Source organism: Burkholderia thailandensis E264, assembly GCF_000012365.1.
Taxonomy (GTDB): Bacteria; Pseudomonadota; Gammaproteobacteria; order Burkholderiales; family Burkholderiaceae; genus Burkholderia; species Burkholderia thailandensis.
Genome location: NC_007651.1, coordinates 194,410 through 212,968, shown reverse-complemented (window position 1 = coordinate 212,968; position 18,559 = coordinate 194,410). Strand labels below are relative to the sequence as shown.

Annotated in this window: 21 protein-coding genes; 16 read left to right on the top strand and 5 right to left on the bottom strand. The window is 67.6% G+C overall.

Translation table 11 applies throughout. The annotated features are described in order from the left end of the window. Positions 1 to 23 precede the first annotated feature (23 nt). Positions 24 to 236, bottom strand: coding sequence for a hypothetical protein (locus tag BTH_RS13130; RefSeq protein ID WP_004198969.1), 213 nt, complete (start codon positions 234 to 236; stop codon positions 24 to 26). A gap of 356 nt (positions 237 to 592) precedes the next feature. Between BTH_RS13130 and BTH_RS13125 the strand changes: the two genes are divergently transcribed. The 4 genes from BTH_RS13125 (at position 593) to BTH_RS13110 (ending at position 3,579) form a co-directional block, all read left to right on the top strand. Beyond that, positions 593 to 1,882 (top strand): MFS transporter, encoded by a 1,290-nt coding sequence (locus tag BTH_RS13125; RefSeq protein WP_009893537.1) that lies wholly within the window; start codon positions 593 to 595, stop codon positions 1,880 to 1,882. Beyond that, positions 1,879 to 2,148 (top strand): hypothetical protein, encoded by a 270-nt coding sequence (locus BTH_RS35680; protein WP_043037192.1) that lies wholly within the window; start codon positions 1,879 to 1,881, stop codon positions 2,146 to 2,148. Before BTH_RS13125 ends, BTH_RS35680 begins: the two co-directional genes overlap by 4 nt. A 125-nt stretch (positions 2,149 to 2,273) precedes the next feature. After that, positions 2,274 to 3,137, top strand: coding sequence for a DMT family transporter (locus BTH_RS13115; protein WP_009893540.1), 864 nt, complete (start codon positions 2,274 to 2,276; stop codon positions 3,135 to 3,137). Between the two features lie 256 nt (positions 3,138 to 3,393). After that, the gene (locus BTH_RS13110) at positions 3,394 to 3,579 is read left to right on the top strand and encodes a hypothetical protein (protein WP_004198960.1); all 186 of its coding nucleotides are present in this window, start codon (positions 3,394 to 3,396) and stop codon (positions 3,577 to 3,579) included. 86 nt (positions 3,580 to 3,665) lie between these two features. On the opposite strand, the gene mgrA is transcribed toward BTH_RS13110, so the two are convergent. Then, on the bottom strand, positions 3,666 to 4,709 hold the full coding sequence (gene mgrA / locus BTH_RS13105; RefSeq protein WP_009893542.1) for an L-glyceraldehyde 3-phosphate reductase: 1,044 nt from the start codon (positions 4,707 to 4,709) through the stop codon (positions 3,666 to 3,668). Between the two features lie 176 nt (positions 4,710 to 4,885). Here mgrA and BTH_RS13100 point away from each other — a divergent pair, with 176 nt between their 5' ends. Then, the gene (locus tag BTH_RS13100; RefSeq protein WP_004200222.1) at positions 4,886 to 5,092 is read left to right on the top strand and encodes a DUF3185 family protein; all 207 of its coding nucleotides are present in this window, start codon (positions 4,886 to 4,888) and stop codon (positions 5,090 to 5,092) included. Positions 5,093 to 5,286: 194 nt separating this feature from the next. On the opposite strand, the gene BTH_RS13095 is transcribed toward BTH_RS13100, so the two are convergent. Next, entirely contained in the window at positions 5,287 to 6,180 is an 894-nt protein-coding gene (locus BTH_RS13095; protein ID WP_025369663.1) for a phytanoyl-CoA dioxygenase family protein, read from the bottom strand. A 243-nt stretch (positions 6,181 to 6,423) separates the two neighbouring features. On the opposite strand from BTH_RS13095, the gene BTH_RS13090 reads away from it, so the two are divergent. Then, positions 6,424 to 6,777, top strand: coding sequence for a hypothetical protein (locus BTH_RS13090; RefSeq protein ID WP_019255180.1), 354 nt, complete (start codon positions 6,424 to 6,426; stop codon positions 6,775 to 6,777). Positions 6,778 to 6,948: 171 nt separating this feature from the next. On the opposite strand, the gene metK is transcribed toward BTH_RS13090, so the two are convergent. Next, positions 6,949 to 8,136 (bottom strand): methionine adenosyltransferase, encoded by a 1,188-nt coding sequence (gene metK, locus BTH_RS13085; protein WP_009893546.1) that lies wholly within the window; start codon positions 8,134 to 8,136, stop codon positions 6,949 to 6,951. 266 nt (positions 8,137 to 8,402) lie between these two features. Here metK and BTH_RS13080 point away from each other — a divergent pair, with 266 nt between their 5' ends. The 10 genes from BTH_RS13080 (at position 8,403) to hslU (ending at position 17,598) form a co-directional block, all read left to right on the top strand. Then, positions 8,403 to 9,287 carry a lipid A biosynthesis lauroyl acyltransferase gene (locus BTH_RS13080; protein ID WP_009893548.1) on the top strand — a complete coding sequence of 295 codons (885 nt, stop codon included), beginning with the start codon at positions 8,403 to 8,405 and terminating at the stop codon, positions 9,285 to 9,287. 40 nt (positions 9,288 to 9,327) lie between these two features. Further along, positions 9,328 to 10,197, top strand: coding sequence for a diaminopimelate epimerase (gene dapF, locus BTH_RS13075; RefSeq protein ID WP_009893552.1), 870 nt, complete (start codon positions 9,328 to 9,330; stop codon positions 10,195 to 10,197). A gap of 46 nt (positions 10,198 to 10,243) precedes the next feature. Further along, positions 10,244 to 10,954, top strand: a complete 711-nt coding sequence (locus BTH_RS13070) for a DUF484 family protein (protein ID WP_009893553.1) — start codon at positions 10,244 to 10,246, stop codon at positions 10,952 to 10,954. Positions 10,955 to 10,983: 29 nt separating this feature from the next. Next, on the top strand, positions 10,984 to 11,904 hold the full coding sequence (gene xerC / locus BTH_RS13065; protein ID WP_009893555.1) for a tyrosine recombinase XerC: 921 nt from the start codon (positions 10,984 to 10,986) through the stop codon (positions 11,902 to 11,904). A gap of 82 nt (positions 11,905 to 11,986) precedes the next feature. Next, the gene (locus BTH_RS13060; protein WP_009893556.1) at positions 11,987 to 13,258 is read left to right on the top strand and encodes a class I SAM-dependent rRNA methyltransferase; all 1,272 of its coding nucleotides are present in this window, start codon (positions 11,987 to 11,989) and stop codon (positions 13,256 to 13,258) included. Positions 13,259 to 13,435: 177 nt separating this feature from the next. Further along, a complete protein-coding gene (locus BTH_RS13055; protein WP_009893557.1) occupies positions 13,436 to 14,509 on the top strand; it encodes a CobW family GTP-binding protein in 1,074 nt (357 codons plus the stop codon). 119 nt (positions 14,510 to 14,628) lie between these two features. Then, positions 14,629 to 14,976, top strand: coding sequence for a hypothetical protein (locus BTH_RS35675; protein WP_080511419.1), 348 nt, complete (start codon positions 14,629 to 14,631; stop codon positions 14,974 to 14,976). Between the two features lie 54 nt (positions 14,977 to 15,030). Beyond that, positions 15,031 to 15,447, top strand: a complete 417-nt coding sequence (dksA, locus tag BTH_RS13050; RefSeq protein ID WP_004198318.1) for an RNA polymerase-binding protein DksA — start codon at positions 15,031 to 15,033, stop codon at positions 15,445 to 15,447. A 261-nt stretch (positions 15,448 to 15,708) separates the two neighbouring features. Beyond that, entirely contained in the window at positions 15,709 to 16,245 is a 537-nt protein-coding gene (gene hslV / locus BTH_RS13045; RefSeq protein ID WP_009893562.1) for an ATP-dependent protease subunit HslV, read from the top strand. A 9-nt stretch (positions 16,246 to 16,254) separates the two neighbouring features. Further along, the gene (gene hslU / locus BTH_RS13040; RefSeq protein WP_009902157.1) at positions 16,255 to 17,598 is read left to right on the top strand and encodes an ATP-dependent protease ATPase subunit HslU; all 1,344 of its coding nucleotides are present in this window, start codon (positions 16,255 to 16,257) and stop codon (positions 17,596 to 17,598) included. A gap of 405 nt (positions 17,599 to 18,003) precedes the next feature. Here hslU and BTH_RS13035 read toward each other — a convergent pair whose 3' ends face one another. Then, entirely contained in the window at positions 18,004 to 18,546 is a 543-nt protein-coding gene (locus BTH_RS13035) for a response regulator transcription factor (RefSeq protein WP_009893567.1), read from the bottom strand. Between the last annotated feature and the right edge of the window lie 13 nt (positions 18,547 to 18,559).

The window sequence follows — 18,559 nt, the reverse complement described above, 5'->3', positions numbered from 1 at the left end:
GCACGGAGCCGAAAGACGAGCGCTCAGTGCAGCGCCGCGCCCGCGGGGAGCACGGATTCGCCGGTGTCGATCAGATCCTCGAGAAAGAACGGCTCGGTATTGAGCTCCTTGGATTCGCCCGGCACGCCCGCGTACCAGGTCACCATCGCCATGTCCCCCAGAATGCGCTGGACGATGCCGCGCGCGCCCTTCGGCACGGCGATGTGGGTGGTGCAGACAATCGAACCGACATGCATGATGTTTCCCCGCTTTCAAAGCCGGCCGCGTACCGCCCGGCCGGAAATTCCCGAATTGCGCATCCGTGAGGCGACGAATCGCGCGTATTCCATTGTTCCTCGTTCATGGAATCGCGAAAGCGCGAACTGACGACAAACGCGCCGCCCATTCGCGGGATGCGTCGATTCCGCCGCTGCGCCGCGCCGCTTTCGAGACATTTCGAGGCAGCGCGTCGCTCCATCATACCCCGGCGCGCTCGGCCGCCATCCGACGATTCACTCGGAAGTGCGGCCAAAAGCCAACGCGTCGTCTGACGAAACGACGCCGAACGGGCAACCGGCGTATCGTTGAGGTTTGCCTCGCATGGAGAACCAGCGTGACTGTATCACCCGGCGCGCCGCCGCCCGCCGCCGGCGCCCGCCCGAGCCCGGCGCATGCCGCACGAGGCGCGTCGCCCGATTCGTGCGCGCCGTATCTCGAACGCGGCTCACGCAGCTACTGGCACGCGAGCGTCGCGCTGCTGTTCGCCGGTTACGCGACGTTCTCGCTGCTCTATTACGTGCAGCCCCTGTTGCCCGAGTTCTCGAAAGCATTCGGCGTGAGTCCCGCGCAAAGCAGTCTCGCGCTGTCGTTCTCGACCGCCGCGCTCGCCGCCGCCGTGTTCGTCGCGGGCTTCGTCTCCGAAGCGTTGAGCCGCCACCTGCTGATGACGGCGTCGCTCACCGCGTCGTCGCTGCTCACGCTCGCCGCCGCGTTCGCGCCGCACTGGCATCAACTGCTGATCCTGCGCGCGTTGACGGGGCTCGCGCTCGGCGGCGTGCCCGCGGTCGCGATGGCGTATCTCGCCGAGGAAGTGCATCCGGACGGCCTCGGGCTCGCGATGGGGCTCTATGTCGGCGGCACCGCGATCGGCGGAATGGCCGGGCGCGTGATCACCGGCATTCTCACCGACCTGTTCTCGTGGCGCATCGCGGTCGGCGCGATCGGCGTGCTCGGCCTCGCATCGATGCTCGCGTTCCGCATGCTGCTGCCGCCGTCGCGGCACTTCACGCCGCGCCGCGGCCTGAACCTCGCACATCACCGCACGTCGCTCGCCCATCATCTCGGCAAGCAGCGCGAATTGCCCGCGCTGTTCGTGATGGCGTTCGTGCTGATGGGCAGCTTCGTCACGCTCTACAACTACCTCGGCTATAGGCTGCTCGCGCCGCCGTATTCGATGGGACAGGCGACGATCAGCGCGATCTTCGTCGTCTATCTGGTGGGCGTCGTCGCGTCGCCCCTGTCGGGAAGGCTCGCCGATACCCTCGGCCGCGGCCGCGTGCTGATCGCGAGCCTCGTCGTGATGCTCGCGGGCGTCGCGCTGACGCTGCTGCATCCCGTCGCCGCGATCGCGACGGGCATCGCATGCGTGACGTTCGGCTTCTTCGCGGGCCACGCGGTCGCGAGCGGCTGGGTCGGCCGGCTCGCGCGGCACGGCAAGGGGCAGGCGGCCGCGCTCTACCTGCTTGCGTACTACATCGGCTCGAGCGTCGTCGGCTCGCTCGGCGGACGCTTCTGGAGCGCGCTCGGCTGGCCGGGCGTCGCGGCGCTCGTCGGCGCGCTGCTCGCGCTCGGCATCGTCGTGGCCGTATGGCTGCGCGCGCGCGAGCGCGCCGGCGCGGCATGATCCCGCGTCGTCCCGCGGATTCCGCGTGGTCGACCGGCCGGCCGATCGCCCGTCGCCTTCGCGGCCGAAGCGGTTGCCAGATCGCGCATCGATGCGCTACCTTTGACGTTCCCGCATTTTCGTTCGCACGTTTCGCGATGAAACCCTCGTTGCCCGCGCGCGCCGTATCGAAGCCGTCCATCGCACGGCTGCCGCGCGCGTGCGCGCATCGTCCGCCTGCCGCGCCGCCCGTCGGCGCGCCGCCTCCTCCGGCAGCGCTCGGCTAAACGCCGCGCAAGCTCTCCCGCTCTCCGTTCGCCGCTGATCGAACCGTTGCGCGCATTTCGCGCGCGGCGTGTTCGCGTGCGCGTGCGGCCGGAGCGTTCCGATTCGATCGACAGGTGGATTTCAGATGGCCTCACTCAAACCCGCGCTCGCCGCGCATGGGGCGACATCGCTTTTCGTGCTGCTATGGAGCAGCGGAGCGATCTTCGCCGAACTTGGCCTGCGGCATGCGTGCGCATTCGCTTTCCTGATCGCGCGCTTTGCGCTCGCATCGTTCGTGCTGCTCGTGCTGTCGCTCGCGCGCCGCCGCTGGCTGCCGCCGCCCGGCGCGCGCCGCGCGACGGTCGCCACGGGGCTGCTGCTCACGGGCGGCTATTCGATCCTGTATCTGCTCGCGCTCGAGCGCGGGCTCGCGCCCGGCATCCTCGCGACGATACTCGGCGTGCAACCGATCCTCACGCTCGTCGTGCTCGAACGCCGCGCATCGGGCGCGCGGCTCGCCGGCCTCGCGCTCGCGCTGACCGGCCTGAGCCTCGTCGTTCGTCGCAGCATCGCGCTCGGCGACGCGCCGGTTTCCGGCGCCTCATGCGCGCTCGGCGCATTGCTCGCGATCACGGCGGGCGCGCTGCTGCAAAAACGCGTGCGCGCCGCGCCGATCGACATGCTGCCGCTGCAGAACGCGCTCGGCCTTGGACTGTGCGCGCTGATCGCGCCGTTCGAGCCGATTGCGTTCGAAGCAAGCTGGTCGCTCTTGCTGCCGCTCGCGTGGCTCGGCATCGTGATCTCGGTGTTCGCGCAGTTGCTGTTCTACCGGCTGATGCAGCAGGGCGATCTCGTCAACGTGACGAGCCTCTTCTACCTCGTGCCGGTCGTGACCGCGCTGATGGACGCCGTGTGGCTCGGCAATCGTCTCGCGCCGGTCGAGATCGCGGGCATGATCGCGATTCTCGCGGGCCTCGCGCTCGCGTTCCGGCGCGCCGCGCGCGATTGACGGTGACGACGCGAGGACGACGCGCCCGCACGGCAACATGCGGGCGCGTTGTTCACTGCACTGCAATGCAGTGCAAGAAAGCGACCGGAAAGAAAAACCGAAAGCGTTTCGTCGGATTGTTCGCGCCAAACCGCGCGATCCGCGCGTTTTCGTCGCGCTACAAAGCTTCGGATAACCCAAAACCGCCGCCCGTTACCTATACTCGAAACAACCGGCCCTCCCGCACGCTGCCGGTCGGATAAGAAAGGAGACACGCATGTCGACCTATTTCACGATCGCCGACTTCATTCTGCTGATCCCGATGGCACTCGCCGGCGCGCTGTTCCTCGGCGCGGTCCCGTGCGCGACCGAATTCCGCCACAACGTGTTGCGCGTGCTCGGCGCGATGCTCGGCGTGGCGGTCGCCGTGCTGCTGGTCGAAGGGCTGCCCGCGCTGATCTAGCCGCCGCGCGCGCCCCGCGCATCGGCCGGCGCCGCTTTCGGCGGGCCGAAAGCGGGCGGCACGCGCGTCGCCAGGATCGCGACCGATCAGAGCGCCTGATCGGTGGACGGCTTTTCCCACAGATTGATCCCACCTTCCGTCGCATAGCGGTCGATCTCGGCGATCTCGTCGTTGCTGAACGACAGATTGGCGAGCGCCGCGACGTTCTCGCGCACCTGCTGCGCGCGGCTCGCGCCGATCAGCGCGGACGTCACGCGCGAATCGCGCAGCACCCACGCGAGCGCCATTTGCGCGAGGCTCTGGCCGCGCCGCTGCGCGATCTCGTTCAGCTTGCGCACGTGCTCGAGGTTCTCCGCGCTCAGGTGCCCCTCCTTCAGCGATCCGCCGCCGGGCTTGTTGATCCGGGCATCGGCCGGCACGCCGTTCAGATACTTCGACGTCAAGAGCCCCTGCGCGAGCGGCGTGAACGCGATGCAGCCGGAGCCCGTCTCGTCGAGCGCGTCGAGCAGCTCGCGCTCGATCCAGCGGTTGAGCAGGTTGTACGCGGGCTGGTGAATCAGCAGCGGCACCTTGTATTCGGCGAGCAGCTTCGCGATCTCGCGCGTCTTCGCCGCCGAGTACGACGAAACCCCGACGTACAGCGCCTTGCCCTGCTGCACGGCCGTCGCGAGCGCGCTCGCGGTTTCCTCGAGCGGCGTGTGCGCGTCGAAGCGATGCGAGTAGAAGATGTCGACGTAGTCGAGCCCCATGCGCTGCAGGCTCTGGTCGAGGCTCGCGAGCACGTACTTGCGCGAGCCGCCGCCGCTGCCGTACGGGCCAGGCCACATGTCCCAGCCGGCCTTCGTCGAGATCAGCAGCTCATCGCGGTACGGCCTGAAATCCTCGCGCAGCAGCCGGCCGAAATTCGTTTCGGCGCTGCCGTACGGCGGCCCGTAGTTGTTCGCGAGATCGAAGTGCGTGATGCCGAGATCGAACGCGGTGCGCAGGATCTCGCGCTGCGTCGAGATCGGCGTCGTGTCGCCGAAGTTGTGCCACAAGCCGAGCGAGAGCGCCGGCAGTTTGAGTCCGGATTTGCCGCTTACGCGATACTGCATGTCCGCATAGCGTTCCGAAGCTGCTTCGTAGGTCATCTGAATTCCCGTCGAGACGTTGAACGAGGCCGGATGCGCGCCGGCCGGACGTACCCCCAGCGGACCATGTTAGCCAACCGTCGCGAATCGTGCAGCGATGCCGTGCCTCGATGGACGCGGCGGCGGCGCTCCCCTACACTGCGGCGTCTCCATCATCCGTTTCAGCGAGGATCTTCATGACTCGAGCGATTTCCGTTGCGCTCATCGTCGGCGGCGTCGTGCTGCTGTATTTCGGCGGCCAGTCGTTCCATTCGATCAACGACGGCGTCGCACGCTTCTTCACCGGATCGCCTTCGACGAAGACGATCATGCTGATCGCGGGCGGCGTCGTCGCGACGCTCGTCGGGCTGATCGGCCTGTCGATGCCGAGCGGCAAGCGCTGACGCGCGCCCGCTCGTCGGCTCGCCCCAAAAAACCAAGCGGGCGGCACACATGCGTGTGCCGCCCGCTTCGTCCGGTCATCGGCGGTTTGCGCGATGCAAGGCCGCGCACGGCAATCCCGCGCCGGGCGACGCACGACGCACGACGCACTGCGATCGTGAATCGCGCCGCGCCCCGCCGCGAAGCGCTCGCCAGACTAGAACCGCACCTCCGGCTTCGACGCCGAGCGCGAGCCCGGCACCGGCCGATTGCTGTCACCGTGATACGTGAACACGAGCGAGAATTTCACCTGGTCGCTGCGGTTCTGCCCCGCCGAATGCAGCGTGTTGCAGTGGAAGAACACGACATCGCCCGGCGCGAGTTCCGGGCACACCGCCTGCTCGATCAACTGCCGGTTCGCCGGCACGTCGCTGCGGAAGAACTTCGCCTCGTCGAAACTCTCCGGCCCGAATTCCGCATCATGCGAGCCCGGCACGAGCCACAGCGCGCCGTTGTCGTTCGTCTCCGTCCCGAGCGCGAGCCACACGGACACGAGGTCCGCACGCTTGAACGACCAATAGCGCACGTCGCGGTGCCAGCCGGTCAGGCTGCCGTACGCCGGATGCTTCGTCATCACGCAGTTGTGATGCGCGCGCGAGAGCACCGGGGGTTCGCCGAAGTACGCGCGCATCCATGCGCCGATCTCCGGCGCGGTCGCGCGCTCGGCGAACGCCGCGTCGCGCGCGTACGCGTCGAGCAGCCGCCGCACGGTATGACCGCCCGGCGCATGGCGCGATTCGGGCGCGCCCGGATAGCGCAGGTCGGCTTCGAATTCGAGCGGCGGCACGGCCTCGTGCAGTTGCCGCTCGGCGATCGCCTTCAGTTGCGCGCACCGCTCGGGCGCGACGAGCCCCGGCGCGACGACGAAGCCGCGCTCGCGCAGCGTCTGGACCTGCGTGTGAATCAACTCCGGGTGCAAGGAGGACATGGGAGGATCGACATGATTGTTATCAACGATCGATTGTAAAGCGGACCTGCGCGACATGCTCGCGACAATGCCGCGGAGCGAAAAACGGCGCGCGATCGTCGCCGCGAATTTGATGTAACGCAAAGGAACTGTCGGGCGCGCACGCGCCACTAACTTCGGCGGCTCCAATGCGGCATGCCCGACGCACAAGGGTTAGCGCGACTTCCTGGCGTCACGAAGCCCCTGTAGTCTCGACATACCTGCTAGTTCTCGCGGGCAGCGGCGCACCGACGCTTTCGGTACGATGGGTTCGACCCTTGCCGCACAACGGCCGTTTTGACATTCGCGCCCCGAAAGGGGCCACACTACGAGCGAATTACCTTCGTCATGCCTTTCCGTCTGACTTCCCGTCTTCACCGCACCCCGAAGAGCGCGCCGTCGGCGCCGCACCGGATCGTGCGTGCGTTGCGCCACCACAGCGCGCGCGCGAGCGTGCTCGCCGAGCGCGCTCGCCAGCACCCGCCGCGGCTCGATGGCCTGCGCGCATGGCTGCACGCGTTCCTGTCGCTGATGAGCGCCCATGCCGCGGCGCGGCGCACCGCGCTGCGCTCGCTGCTGCAGAAGCCGTCGCTGCGGCTGCGCGCGCCGTCGCTGCATCGCGCAAGCGTCGCGCCGCGCCGGATCAACCGGCCGCGCCGTCTCGCGGCGAGCACCGGCTGGTTCGTGTTCGCCGCGCGCTGAACGCACGGCCCGCGCGCGGCATTTCGCCGCGCTGCGCCGCGCACCGCACTCATGCGGGCCGCCGACGCGGACCACATCGGCGTGCAGCGCGAGCGGCCTTCCCCGAAGCGCAACCGACAATAAAAAACCCCGGCCTAAACCGGGGTTTTTGTTTGCTGTCGCGAACGTGCGTCAGGCGACTTGCACGGCCGGCTCGACGCCCGCCGCTTCGGCGAGCGCGAGCGCCTTGTCGGCGGCTTCCCACGAGAATTCCGGCTCTTCGCGGCCGAAGTGGCCGTAAGCGGCGGTCTTCTCGTAGATCGGGCGCAGCAGGTCGAGCATCTGGATGATGCCCTTCGGACGCAGGTCGAAGTGCTCGCGCACGAGCTTCGTGATCGTCTCGTCGGACACGCGGCCCGTGCCGAACGTGTTGACCATCACCGAGGTCGGCTCGGCGACGCCGATCGCGTACGACACCTGGATCAGCGCGCGCGACGCAAGGCCTGCGGCGACGATGTTCTTCGCGACGTAGCGGCCCGCGTAGGCGGCCGAGCGGTCGACCTTCGACGGGTCCTTGCCCGAGAACGCGCCGCCGCCGTGCGGCGCTGCGCCGCCGTAGGTGTCGACGATGATCTTGCGGCCGGTCAGCCCGCAATCGCCTTGCGGGCCACCGATCACGAAGCGGCCGGTCGGGTTCACGAGGAACTTGATGTCGCCCTTGATCAGGTCGGCGGGCAGCGTCGGCTTGATGATCTCCTCGATCACCGCTTCGCGCAGCGCGGGCAGATCGATGTCCGGCGCATGCTGCGTCGACAGCACGACGGTGTCGATCGAGTGCGGCTTGCCGTCGACGTAGCGCACCGTCACCTGCGACTTCGCGTCCGGACGCAGCCACGGCAGGCGGCCGTCGCGGCGCAGGTTCGCCTGGCGCTCGACGAGCCGGTGCGACAGGTGGATCGGCAGCGGCATCAGCTCGGGCGTTTCGTCGCACGCGTAGCCGAACATCAGGCCCTGGTCGCCCGCGCCCTGATCGAGGTTGTTGTCGTGCGCGCGGTCGACGCCTTGCGCGATGTCGGGCGACTGCTTGTCATACGCGACGAGCACCGCGCAGCCGCGGTAATCGATGCCGTAATCGGTGTTGTCGTAGCCGATGCGCTTGATCGTGTCGCGCGCGATCTGGATGTAGTCGATGTTCGCCGTGGTCGTGATTTCGCCTGCGAGCACGACGAGGCCGGTGTTGCACAGCGTTTCGGCCGCGACTCGGGAATACTTGTCTTGCGCGAGGATTGCGTCGAGGATCGCGTCGGAGATTTGGTCCGCGACCTTGTCCGGATGGCCTTCGGAAACGGATTCGGACGTAAAGAGATAATCGTTTGCCACGTTCTCAGGCTCCTGTTGTGGTTACGGTTGAAGTTCACGTAGCCAGCTTCCAGAGGCCCGAAGTGGCGACGCTTTAGCGGATTTCCTGCGCCGTGGGCGCTCGTAGCGCCCGCCGGCTTCGCCCCGCAAGTTGTCAGTTAACTCGGCGAAGCCCGTATTATAGCGGCTTTCTCGAATTGTCACAGAGCGTCCATCGTGCTGCTCCTTCCGCAGTCCTTCAACCCTGTTCTCATCGCGCCGGCCGCCCGGATCGACGGAGGATTCGCATGCTAGGCCGTCTCGGCACACAGCTCGCCGTCGCGTTTCTCAAATTCCTCGCGGTCCTGCCCTACGGCCTGACCGCGCGCCTGGGCGACGGCCTTGGCTGGCTGCTCTATCAGATCCCCAGCCGGCGCAAGCGCATCGTACACATCAATCTGAAACTCTGCTTCCCCGATTGGAGCGACGCCCGCCGCGAGGAAATCGCCGGCAAGCACTTCCGGCATGCGATCCGCAGCTACGTCGAGCGCAGCGTCCAGTGGTTCGGCTCCGCGAAAAAGCTCGAAAAGTTGATCCAGGTCGACAGCGCGGTCGATCTCACCGATCCGAACCTGCCGCCGACGCTCTTCCTCGGGCTGCACTTCGTCGGCATCGAGGCGGGCTCGATCTGGCTGAACCGGTCGCTGCGGCGCCGCTGCGGGTCGCTGTACCAGCCGTTCTCGAACCCGACGCTCGAAGCCGTCGCGAAAGCCGCCCGCGGCCGCTTCGATGCCGAGATGGTCGGCCGCGCCGACAGCGCGCGCGTCGTGCTGCGCTGGCTGCGCGACCGCAAGCCGGTGATGCTCGGCGCCGACATGGATTACGGCCTGCGCAACTCGACATTCGTGCCGTTCTTCGGCGTCCCCGCGTGCACGCTGACCGCGGTCGGCCGGCTCGCGAAGACGGGCCATGCGCAGGTCGTGCCGTTCATCGGTGAAGTGCTGCCCAATTACCAGGGTTATCGGCTGAAAATCTTCAAACCTTGGGAAAATTATCCGACGGGCGACGACGACCTCGACGCGCGCCGGATGAACGCGTTCCTCGAAGAGCAGATTCCGCTGATGCCCGAGCAGTACTACTGGGTGCACAAGCGCTTCAAGACGCGCCCGCCCGGCGAGCCGAGCTTCTATTGACTCCGCCGCCGCGGCATGCCCGCGGCATACAATAGCGCCCATGAAACTCTCGTTTACCAAGATGCACGGCGCGGGCAACGACTTCGTCGTGCTCGACGGCTACAGCCGCGCGCTGCCCCCGCTCACCGACGCGCTGGTGCGCGCGCTCGCCGACCGCCACTTCGGGATCGGCGCCGATCAGTTGCTGCTCGTCGAAAAGCCGACCGTCGACGGCGCCGACTTCAAGTACCGGATCTTCAACTGCGACGGCGGCGAGGTCGAGCACTGCGGCAACGGCGCGCGCTGCTTCGTCAAGTTCGTCCGCGACCACGGGCTCACCGACAAGGCGAGCGTGCGCGTCGAAGTGAAGCACGGCGTGATCACGCTGACGATGCAGGACAACGGCGAGGTCGTCGTCGACATGGGCGCGCCCGTGTTCGAGCCGGCGCGCGTGCCGTTCGACACGAGCGGCCTCGACGGCCGCCGCGAGGGCGCCGACACGCTGTGGCCGCTGCCCGTGAACGGCGCGACGCGCTGGATCTCGGTCGTGTCGATGGGCAATCCGCACGCGGTGCAGATCGTCGACGACGCCGAGGCGTTCCCGGTGCTCGCCGACGGGCCGGCGATCGAGCGCGACCCGCGGTTTCCGCAGCGCGTGAACGCGGGCTTCATGCAGATCGTGTCGCGGCACGAGGTGAAGCTGCGCGTGTACGAGCGCGGCGCGGGCGAGACGCTCGCGTGCGGCACGGGCGCGTGCGCGGCCGTCGCGGCGGGCATCCGGCGCGGGCAACTCGATTCGCCCGTCACCGTCCACACGCACGGCGGCACGCTGACGATCTCGTGGGACGGCGCGCGCGACGAACGCGCGCCGCTCATGATGGCCGGCCCCGCGACGACCGTCTTCGAAGGCGTGATCGACCTGCCCGCCTGACCTTTTGCAGCCTGACCTTTCATTTGCCGAAGCCGAACGAAGCGCCATGAACGATCGCGAAGTCGCCGACTACCTGCTCGCCAACCCCGAATTCTTCGCCCAGCACGCGGAGCTGCTCGCGACGATCAAGCTCGCGAATCCGCATGGCAAGGCCGCTGTGTCGCTTCAGGAGCGGCAGATGGAGATGTTGCGCGACAAGAACAAGCATCTCGAACGCCGGCTCGCCGAGCTGCTGCGCTACGGCCACGAGAACGACGGGCTCGCCGCGAAGTTCAACCGCTGGACCGCGCGCGTGATCGCCGAGCGCGATCCGTACGCGCTGCCGCGTGCGATCGCGGGCGGCCTCGCCGACGCGTTCGACGTCCCGCAGACTGCGCTCAGGCTCTGGGACGTCGCCGAAACCTACGCGCAAGCCGATTTCGCGCGCAACGTCGGCGAGGAGGTGCGCCTCTTCACGAACAGCCTTGCGACCCCATATTGCGGCGCGAACACCGGATTCGAGGCGGCGCAGTGGCTCGCGCCCGTCACGGCCGCGACGGCCGGCGACGGCGAGGCACCGGCGGCAAGCGGCGCCGCCGAATCGGTCGCGCTGATCGCGCTGCGCGCCCCCGACGCGGGCGAAGGCGCGGGCGCGTTCGGCCTGCTGGTGCTGGGCTCGCCGGACCCGCGACGCTTCCACGACGGCATGGGCACCGACTTCCTCACGCAGATCGGCACGCTCGCGAGCGCGGCGCTCACGCGCCTGCTGCCGCACTGACGGCCGCGCGCCGATCGCCGCCCCGCGCCATGACCACCGATCCGATCGCCGACTACCTGTCGAATCTGCGGCACGTGAGGAAGCTGTCGGATCACACGCTGCGCGCGTACGCGCACGAGCTCGGCGAACTGAGGAAGCTCGCGAACGGCCGCCCGCTCGAAAGCCTCACGGCCGTCGACATGCGCGGCGCCGTCGCGCGCGCGCATGCGGGCGGCCTGTCCGCGCGCTCGATCTCGCACCGGCTGTCCGCGTGGCGCGCGTTCTATCGCTGGTTTTCGCAGCACGTCGAGATGAACGCGAATCCGGTCGCGGCCGTACGCGCGCCGAAGCGCGCGAAGACGCTGCCGAAGGCGCTGTCCGTCGACGACGCGGCCGCGCTGATGGATGCGCCGACGGCCGGCACCGCCGAGCACCTGCGCGATCACGCGATCCTCGAGCTGTTCTATTCGTCCGGGCTGCGGCTCGCCGAGCTGATCGGCCTCGACGTCGAATACACGAAGGACGGCGACTATCGCTCCGAAGGCTGGCTCGATCTCGCCGAAGCGGAAGTCACCGTGCGCGGCAAGGGCGAAAAGGAGCGCAAGGTGCCCGTCGGCCGCAAGGCGATCGATGCGCTGAACGCCTGGCTCGCTGTGCGCGGCGAGTTCGTGAAGCGCGATGCGCGGCCGCTCTTCCTGTCGGTGCGCGGCAACCGGATGTCGCCCGGCGTCGTGCGCGAGCGCGTGAAGCGCGCGGCGCTCGCGGCGGGCATTCCGGCGAACGTCCATCCGCACGTGCTGCGCCACTCGTTCGCGACGCACGTGCTGCAATCGAGCGGCGACCTGCGCGCGGTGCAGGAGCTGCTCGGCCACGCGAGCATCTCGGCGACGCAGGTCTACACGTCGCTCGACTTCCAGCATCTCGCGAAGATTTACGACAGCGCGCACCCGCGCGCGAAAAAGCGCGACTGACGCGCGCCGCCGCGCTCGCCGAATCGCTCTGAATCAACGAATCACATTCCGCCGCGCCCCGCGCGGCCATTTCGATCCCGACATGCATACCGTTACGCTCAAGCCGTCGAAAGACAAATCCCTGCTGCGCCGCCATCCGTGGGTCTACGCGAACGCGATCGACCGCGTCGACGGCAAGCCCGCGCCCGGCGCGACCGTCATCGTGCGCGCGCACGACGGGCGCTTCCTCGCGCGCGCCGCCTACAGCCCGCATTCGCAGATCCGGCTGCGCGTATGGAGCTTCGACGAGAACGAGCCGATCGACCATGCGTTCTTCAAGCGGCGCGTGCAGCGCGCGGTCGCGCATCGCCGCGCGATGATCGCGGGCACGGGCGCGGTGCGGCTCGTGTTCGGCGAGGCGGACGGGCTGCCGGGGCTCATCGTCGATCACTACGTCGCCGCGCCGATCCCCGCCGGCGACGCAGCCGCGTGCGCGGCCGAAGGCGGTGCGACGCAGCAGGCCGAGCCTGCCGAAGGCGCGGGCCGCGGCCAGCTCGTCTGCCAGTTCATGGCGGCGGGCGTCGAGCACTGGAAGGACGCGATCGTCGCGGCGCTCGTCGCGGCCACGGGCTGCCCGAACGTCTACGAACGCTCGGACGTGTCGATCCGCGAGAAGGAAGGGCTCGAGCAGACGACGGGCGTGCTCGCGGGCGACGCGCCGCCCGACACGCTGATCGCGAACGAGAACGGCGTGCTGTATCACGTCGACGTGCGCAACGGCCACAAGACGGGCTTCTACGTCGACCAGCGCGAGAACCGCGCGCTCGTCGCGCAGTACGCGCGCGATCGCGACGTGCTGAACTGCTTCTGCTACACGGGCGGCTTCTCGCTCGCGGCGCTCAAGGGCGGCGCGAAGCGGGTCGTGTCGATCGATTCGTCGGGCGACGCGCTCGCGCTCGCGCAGCGCAACGTCGCCGCGAACGGCTTCGACGCCGCGCGCGCGCAATGGCTCGACGCCGACGCGTTCAAGACGCTGCGCCGCCTCGTCGACGAAGGCGAGCGCTTCGACCTGATCGTGCTCGATCCGCCGAAGTTCGCGCCGACGCGCGACAGCGTCGATCGCGCGGCGCGCGCGTACAAGGACATCAACCTGAGCGGCTTCAAGCTGCTGCGTCCGGGCGGCCTGCTGTTCACGTACTCGTGCTCGGGCGCGATCGACATGGACCTGTTCCAGAAGATCGTCGCGGGCGCGGCGGCCGACGCGAAGGTCGACGCGCGCATCCTCAAGCGGCTCGGCGCGGGCGTCGACCACCCGCTCCTGACCGCCTTCCCCGAAGGCGAATATCTGAAGGGGCTGCTGTTGCAAATCGCGTGATCGCCCCGATCTGTGCGGGCGGCGCTGAGCGAGCCCGCGCCAGGCCGGCCGTCCGGCCGACAGCGGGGGCTTGACAGATATGTTTCAATAAATGGCTGAGCGCTCGGAGAGTTTCGCCGGGCGCGCTGTTTTTTAGCCGTTTTGACCCCGTTTCACGAACCACAGGCGACCGACGACATGGCCATTCCCGTCACCATCCTCACGGGCTTTCTCGGCAGCGGCAAGACGACGCTGCTCAAGCGCATCCTGAACGAACAGCACGGCATGAAGATCGCCGTGATCGAAAACGAGTTCGGCGAAGAGAACATCGACAACGAGATCCTCGTCCAGGATTCGACCGAGCAGATCATCCAGATGAGCAACGGCTGCATCTGCTGCACGATCCGCGGCGATCTGGCCCGCGCGCTGGCCGACCTCGCCGCGAAGAAACGCGACGGCACGTTCGACTTCGACCGCGTGGTGATCGAGACGACGGGCCTCGCGAATCCGGGCCCCGTCGCGCAGACATTCTTCATCGACAGCGAGATCGCCGACGAATTCCTGCTCGACGCGGTCATCACGCTCGTCGACGCGAAGCACGCCGACGCTCAGCTCGACGAGCACGAAGTCGTGCAGCGCCAGGTCGGCTTCGCCGATCGCCTGTTCATCACGAAGGCGGACCTCGTCGACGACGAGGCGGTGTCCGAGCTCAAGCACCGCCTGCTGCACATGAACCCGAAGGCGGCGATCAAGGTCGTGAACTTCGGCGATGCGGACATCAAGGAGATCTTCGACCTGCGCGGCTTCAACCTGAACGCGAAGCTCGAGATCGATCCGGACTTCCTCGCGGAGGACGAGCACGAGCACGCGCACCACCACGAGCACGGCCACGATCACGCGCATTGCGATCACGATCACGGCCATTGCGAGCACGATCACGAGCACGGCCACCACCATCACCACGCACACCACGACGACAAGATCAAGTCGTTCGTCTACCGCAACGATCGCCCGTTCGATCCGAACAAGCTCGAGGATTTCCTCGGCGGCATCCTGCAGATCTATGGCGAACGGATGCTGCGCTACAAGGGCGTGCTGTACATGAAGGGCGTCGACCGCAAGGTCGTGTTCCAGGGCGTGCACCAGATGATGGGCAGCGATCTCGCCGCGAAGTGGCTGCCGGCCGAGAAGAAGACCAACAAGATGGTGTTCATCGGCGTCGACCTGCCGCGCGACCTCATCACCGACGGCCTCGACGCCTGCCTCGCGTAACCCGTGCCACATCGTGCGCGAGCGGCGCGCGCCGGCGCACGGCGCGCGCCGGTACGGCGGCGAGCGGGGCGCCCCGCGTGAGCGCCGCTTCGCCTGCCCGCCCGCCGGCCCTGCCGCGCATGCCGGGAAGCCCGCCGCGCCGGCCGCGGACCCGCGCACGGCCGTCATCGCTTTTTCCTGATTTGCGGGTTATATTTTCAGGATACCGGTTGACCGGCAGGGGATCGACCCGATACGGCGAGGGCTTGCGATTCAGTTACAATACCTGCCCGCTGGAGAAGGGCGGCGGCAGGCCCGATCCTCGCGTGAAGTCCGGACGGCACGGTAGCGCGCCGGGGACGGCCGCCCGCCGGTCACGCGCGATCCGGTCCCCCCAAGGAAGTATTGAACGAAACGGGCCCGGTATCCGGAGGCTTTCGGCCCCGCCACAGCGAATGGCAAACAATTGCAAGGGCTGTTGCGGGTAATCCCAAAGTGCGGGCAATATCCATGGATTCGCCGCACATTGAAGAAGCAAGCAGATGACGAAGAAACTCTTGACCGAAGCCGAAATCCTGAAGATGAGCGACAAGGATTACATGAATGAGGATCAGCTCGCCTTCTTCAAAAATCGGCTCGAACAATTGCAGGCGGAAATTCTCCGCAATGCGGGCCAGACGACCGAGAATCTGCGCGAAACGGTGATCGTGCCGGACCCTGCCGATCGCGCGACGATCGAGGAAGAGCACGCGCTCGAACTGCGCACGCGCGATCGCGAACGCAAGCTTCTCAAGAAGGTCCAGCAGTCGCTCGCCCGCATCGAATCGGGCGACTACGGCTGGTGCGAGGAAACGGGCGAGCCGATCGGCATCCCGCGTCTGCTCGCACGTCCGACGGCCACGCTGTCGCTCGAGGCGCAGGAGCGCCGCGAGTTGCGTCAGAAGCTGTTCGGCGACTGACACTCGCCCGGCGCGGCCCGCCTTCCGCGCCTCACACGCTTTGTCCAAAGCGCGCGGCCTGCCGCGCGCTTTTGTTTTTCCGCCGCCGCTTCGCTTTCCGCCCCGGCGGCGCCCGCCGCACGCCGCCCTTGATATCGCGGCGCCCGCCCTAAAATGAAGACCATGCGCGTCGAGCCGGCCTGCGAGGCCCGCTCGCGCGCGCCGCAGCACGCGGCGGCGCCACCGCGCGCCCCGCTCCCCCGTCTTTCTCGAGGATTACAGATGGAGCAATTTCACGGCACGACGATCGTCTCCGTGCGGCGTGGCGACAAGGTCGCGCTCGGCGGCGACGGCCAGGTCACGCTCGGCAATATCGTGATGAAGGGCGGCGCGCGCAAGGTGCGTCGCATCTACAACAACCAGGTGCTCGTCGGCTTCGCGGGCGGCACGGCCGACGCGTTCTCGCTCCTCGACCGCTTCGAGGCGAAGCTCGAAAAACATCAGGGCAACCTGACGCGCGCGGCCGTCGAGCTCGCGAAGGACTGGCGCACCGACCGGATGCTGCGCCGTCTCGAGGCGATGCTGATCACGGCCGATGCGACGACGACGCTCGTCATCACCGGCAACGGCGACGTGCTGGACCCGGAAGGCGGAATCTGCGCGATCGGTTCGGGCGGCTCATACGCGCAGGCCGCCGCGCGCGCGCTCGCCGAGAACACCGATCTGTCCCCTCGCGAGATCGTCGAAAAATCGCTCGCGATCGCGGGCGACATGTGCATCTACACGAACCACAACCGGATCATCGAGACCATCGAGTAAGGAGAAGCTGTGAGCACCATGACCCCTGCCGAGATCGTCTCGGAACTCGACAAGCACATCATCGGCCAGGACAAGGCGAAGAAGGCCGTCGCGGTCGCGCTGCGCAACCGCTGGCGCCGCCAGCAGGTCGCCGAGCCGCTGCGCCAGGAGATCACGCCGAAGAACATCCTGATGATCGGGCCGACGGGCGTCGGCAAGACCGAGATCGCGCGGCGCCTCGCGAAGCTCGCCGATGCGCCGTTCATCAAGATCGAGGCGACGAAGTTCACCGAGGTCGGCTACGTCGGCCGCGACGTCGACAGCATCGTGCGCGACCTGATCGAAATCTCCGTCAAGCAGACTCGCGAGACGGAAATGCGCAAGGTGCGCAGCAAGGCGACCGATCTCGCCGAAGACCGCATCCTCGACGTGCTGCTGCCGCAGCCGCGCGCGGTCGGCTTCGGCGCGAGCGTCGAGCATGCGAACGACGACAACAACGCGACGCGCCAGACGTTTCGCAAACGCCTGCGCGAAGGCCAGCTCGACGACAAGGAAATCGAGCTCGACATCGAGCAGCCGACGGTCGGCATGGACATCATGGCGCCGCCGGGCATGGAAGAGATGACCGAGCAGATCCGCTCGATGTTCTCGAACCTGGGCAGCGGCAAGAAGCAGCGCCGCAAGGTGAAGATCAAGGAGGCGCTGAAGCTGCTGACCGACGAGGAAGCGGCGAAGATGCTCAACGACGAGGAAGTGAAGACGAAGGCCGTGCAGAACGTCGAGCAGAACGGCATCGTGTTCCTCGACGAGATCGACAAGATCACGTCGCGCAACCACGAAGGCGGCGGCGGCGAGGTGTCGAGGCAGGGCGTGCAGCGCGATCTGCTGCCGCTCGTCGAAGGCACGACGATCAACACGAAGTACGGGATGGTGAAGACCGATCACATCCTGTTCATCGCGAGCGGCGCATTCCATCTCGCGAAGCCGAGCGACCTGATTCCGGAGCTGCAGGGGCGCTTTCCGATCCGCGTCGAGCTCGATTCGCTGTCGGTGAAGGATTTCGAAGCGATCCTCGTCGCGACCGACGCGAGCCTCGTCAAACAGTATCAGGCGCTCCTCGCGACCGAGGACGTCGCGCTCGAATTCGCCGACGACGGCATTCGCCGGCTCGCCGAGATCGCCTATGCGGTCAACGAGAAGACCGAGAACATCGGCGCGCGGCGCCTGTATACGGTGATCGAGAAGCTGCTCGAGGAAGTGTCGTTCGCGGCGGGCAATCATGCCGGCCAAAGCGTGACGATCGATGCGGCTTACGTCGACCGCGCGCTCGGCGAGGTGTCGAAGGACGAGGATCTGTCGCGCTACGTGCTGTGACGCGCGGCGGCATCGCCGCCGTTGCTCGAGAAAAGACGGGCAGTCCCTCGCGGGGCTGCCCGTCTTTCGTTTTTCCGCGCATCGCTCGCGGATGACGCCGTGCGCGGCGCGGCATCGATTGCGGCCGGCCGCGCCGGATTGCGGCCGATGCGGGCCGCCCGCCGCCCCGGTGCGAATCTTCGGTGCGAATCTTCGGTGCGAATCTGCGGCGCAAATCGGTCGAGAACGGCGGCCGATCGCGAACCGGCCGCCGGCCGCCTGCCGCCTGCCGACGATCGGCCAACCATTGCCATCTACGAGCCGGCCGCAAGCCAGCTTCGTGCTGCACGCCCGACAAACGCCGCGCGCCGCGCCGGCCGTTCAGCCTCGATGCGACACGCGCAGCCCGACCTGCGCGGCGAGCCTTTACTGCCGCACCGGCTTCTTCGCGAGCTTGCGCTGCAGCGTGCGGCGATGCATGTTCAGCGCGCGCGCGGTCGCCGAGATGTTGTTGTTGTTCTCCGCGAGCACGCGCTGGATGTGCTCCCATTCGAGCCGGTCGACCGACAGCACGACCGGATTCTCGAGCGCCTCTTCGGCCTGCACCTCGGTCGCGTTCGTCTGCAGCGCGGCGAGGATCGACTCGACGTTCGCCGGCTTCGCGAGGTAGTTGTCCGCGCCGTCCTTCACCGCCTGCACCGCGGTCGCGATGCTCGCGTAGCCGGTCAGCACGAGTATCCGCGCATCGGGCTGCAGATCGCACAGCGGCGCGATGAGGCTCAGGCCCGAATCGTTGCCGAGGTGCAGATCGACGGTGATGAACTCGAACTTCTCGGCGCCCGCGAGCTTGAGCGCCTCGTCCTTGTTGTGCGCCTGCCGCACCGCGTAGCCGCGGCGCTCGAGCCCGCGCGCCAGTGTGCCGGCAAACACTTCGTTGTCGTCGATCACGAGGAAATTCTTGTCGCTCATTTGCATCACTCCA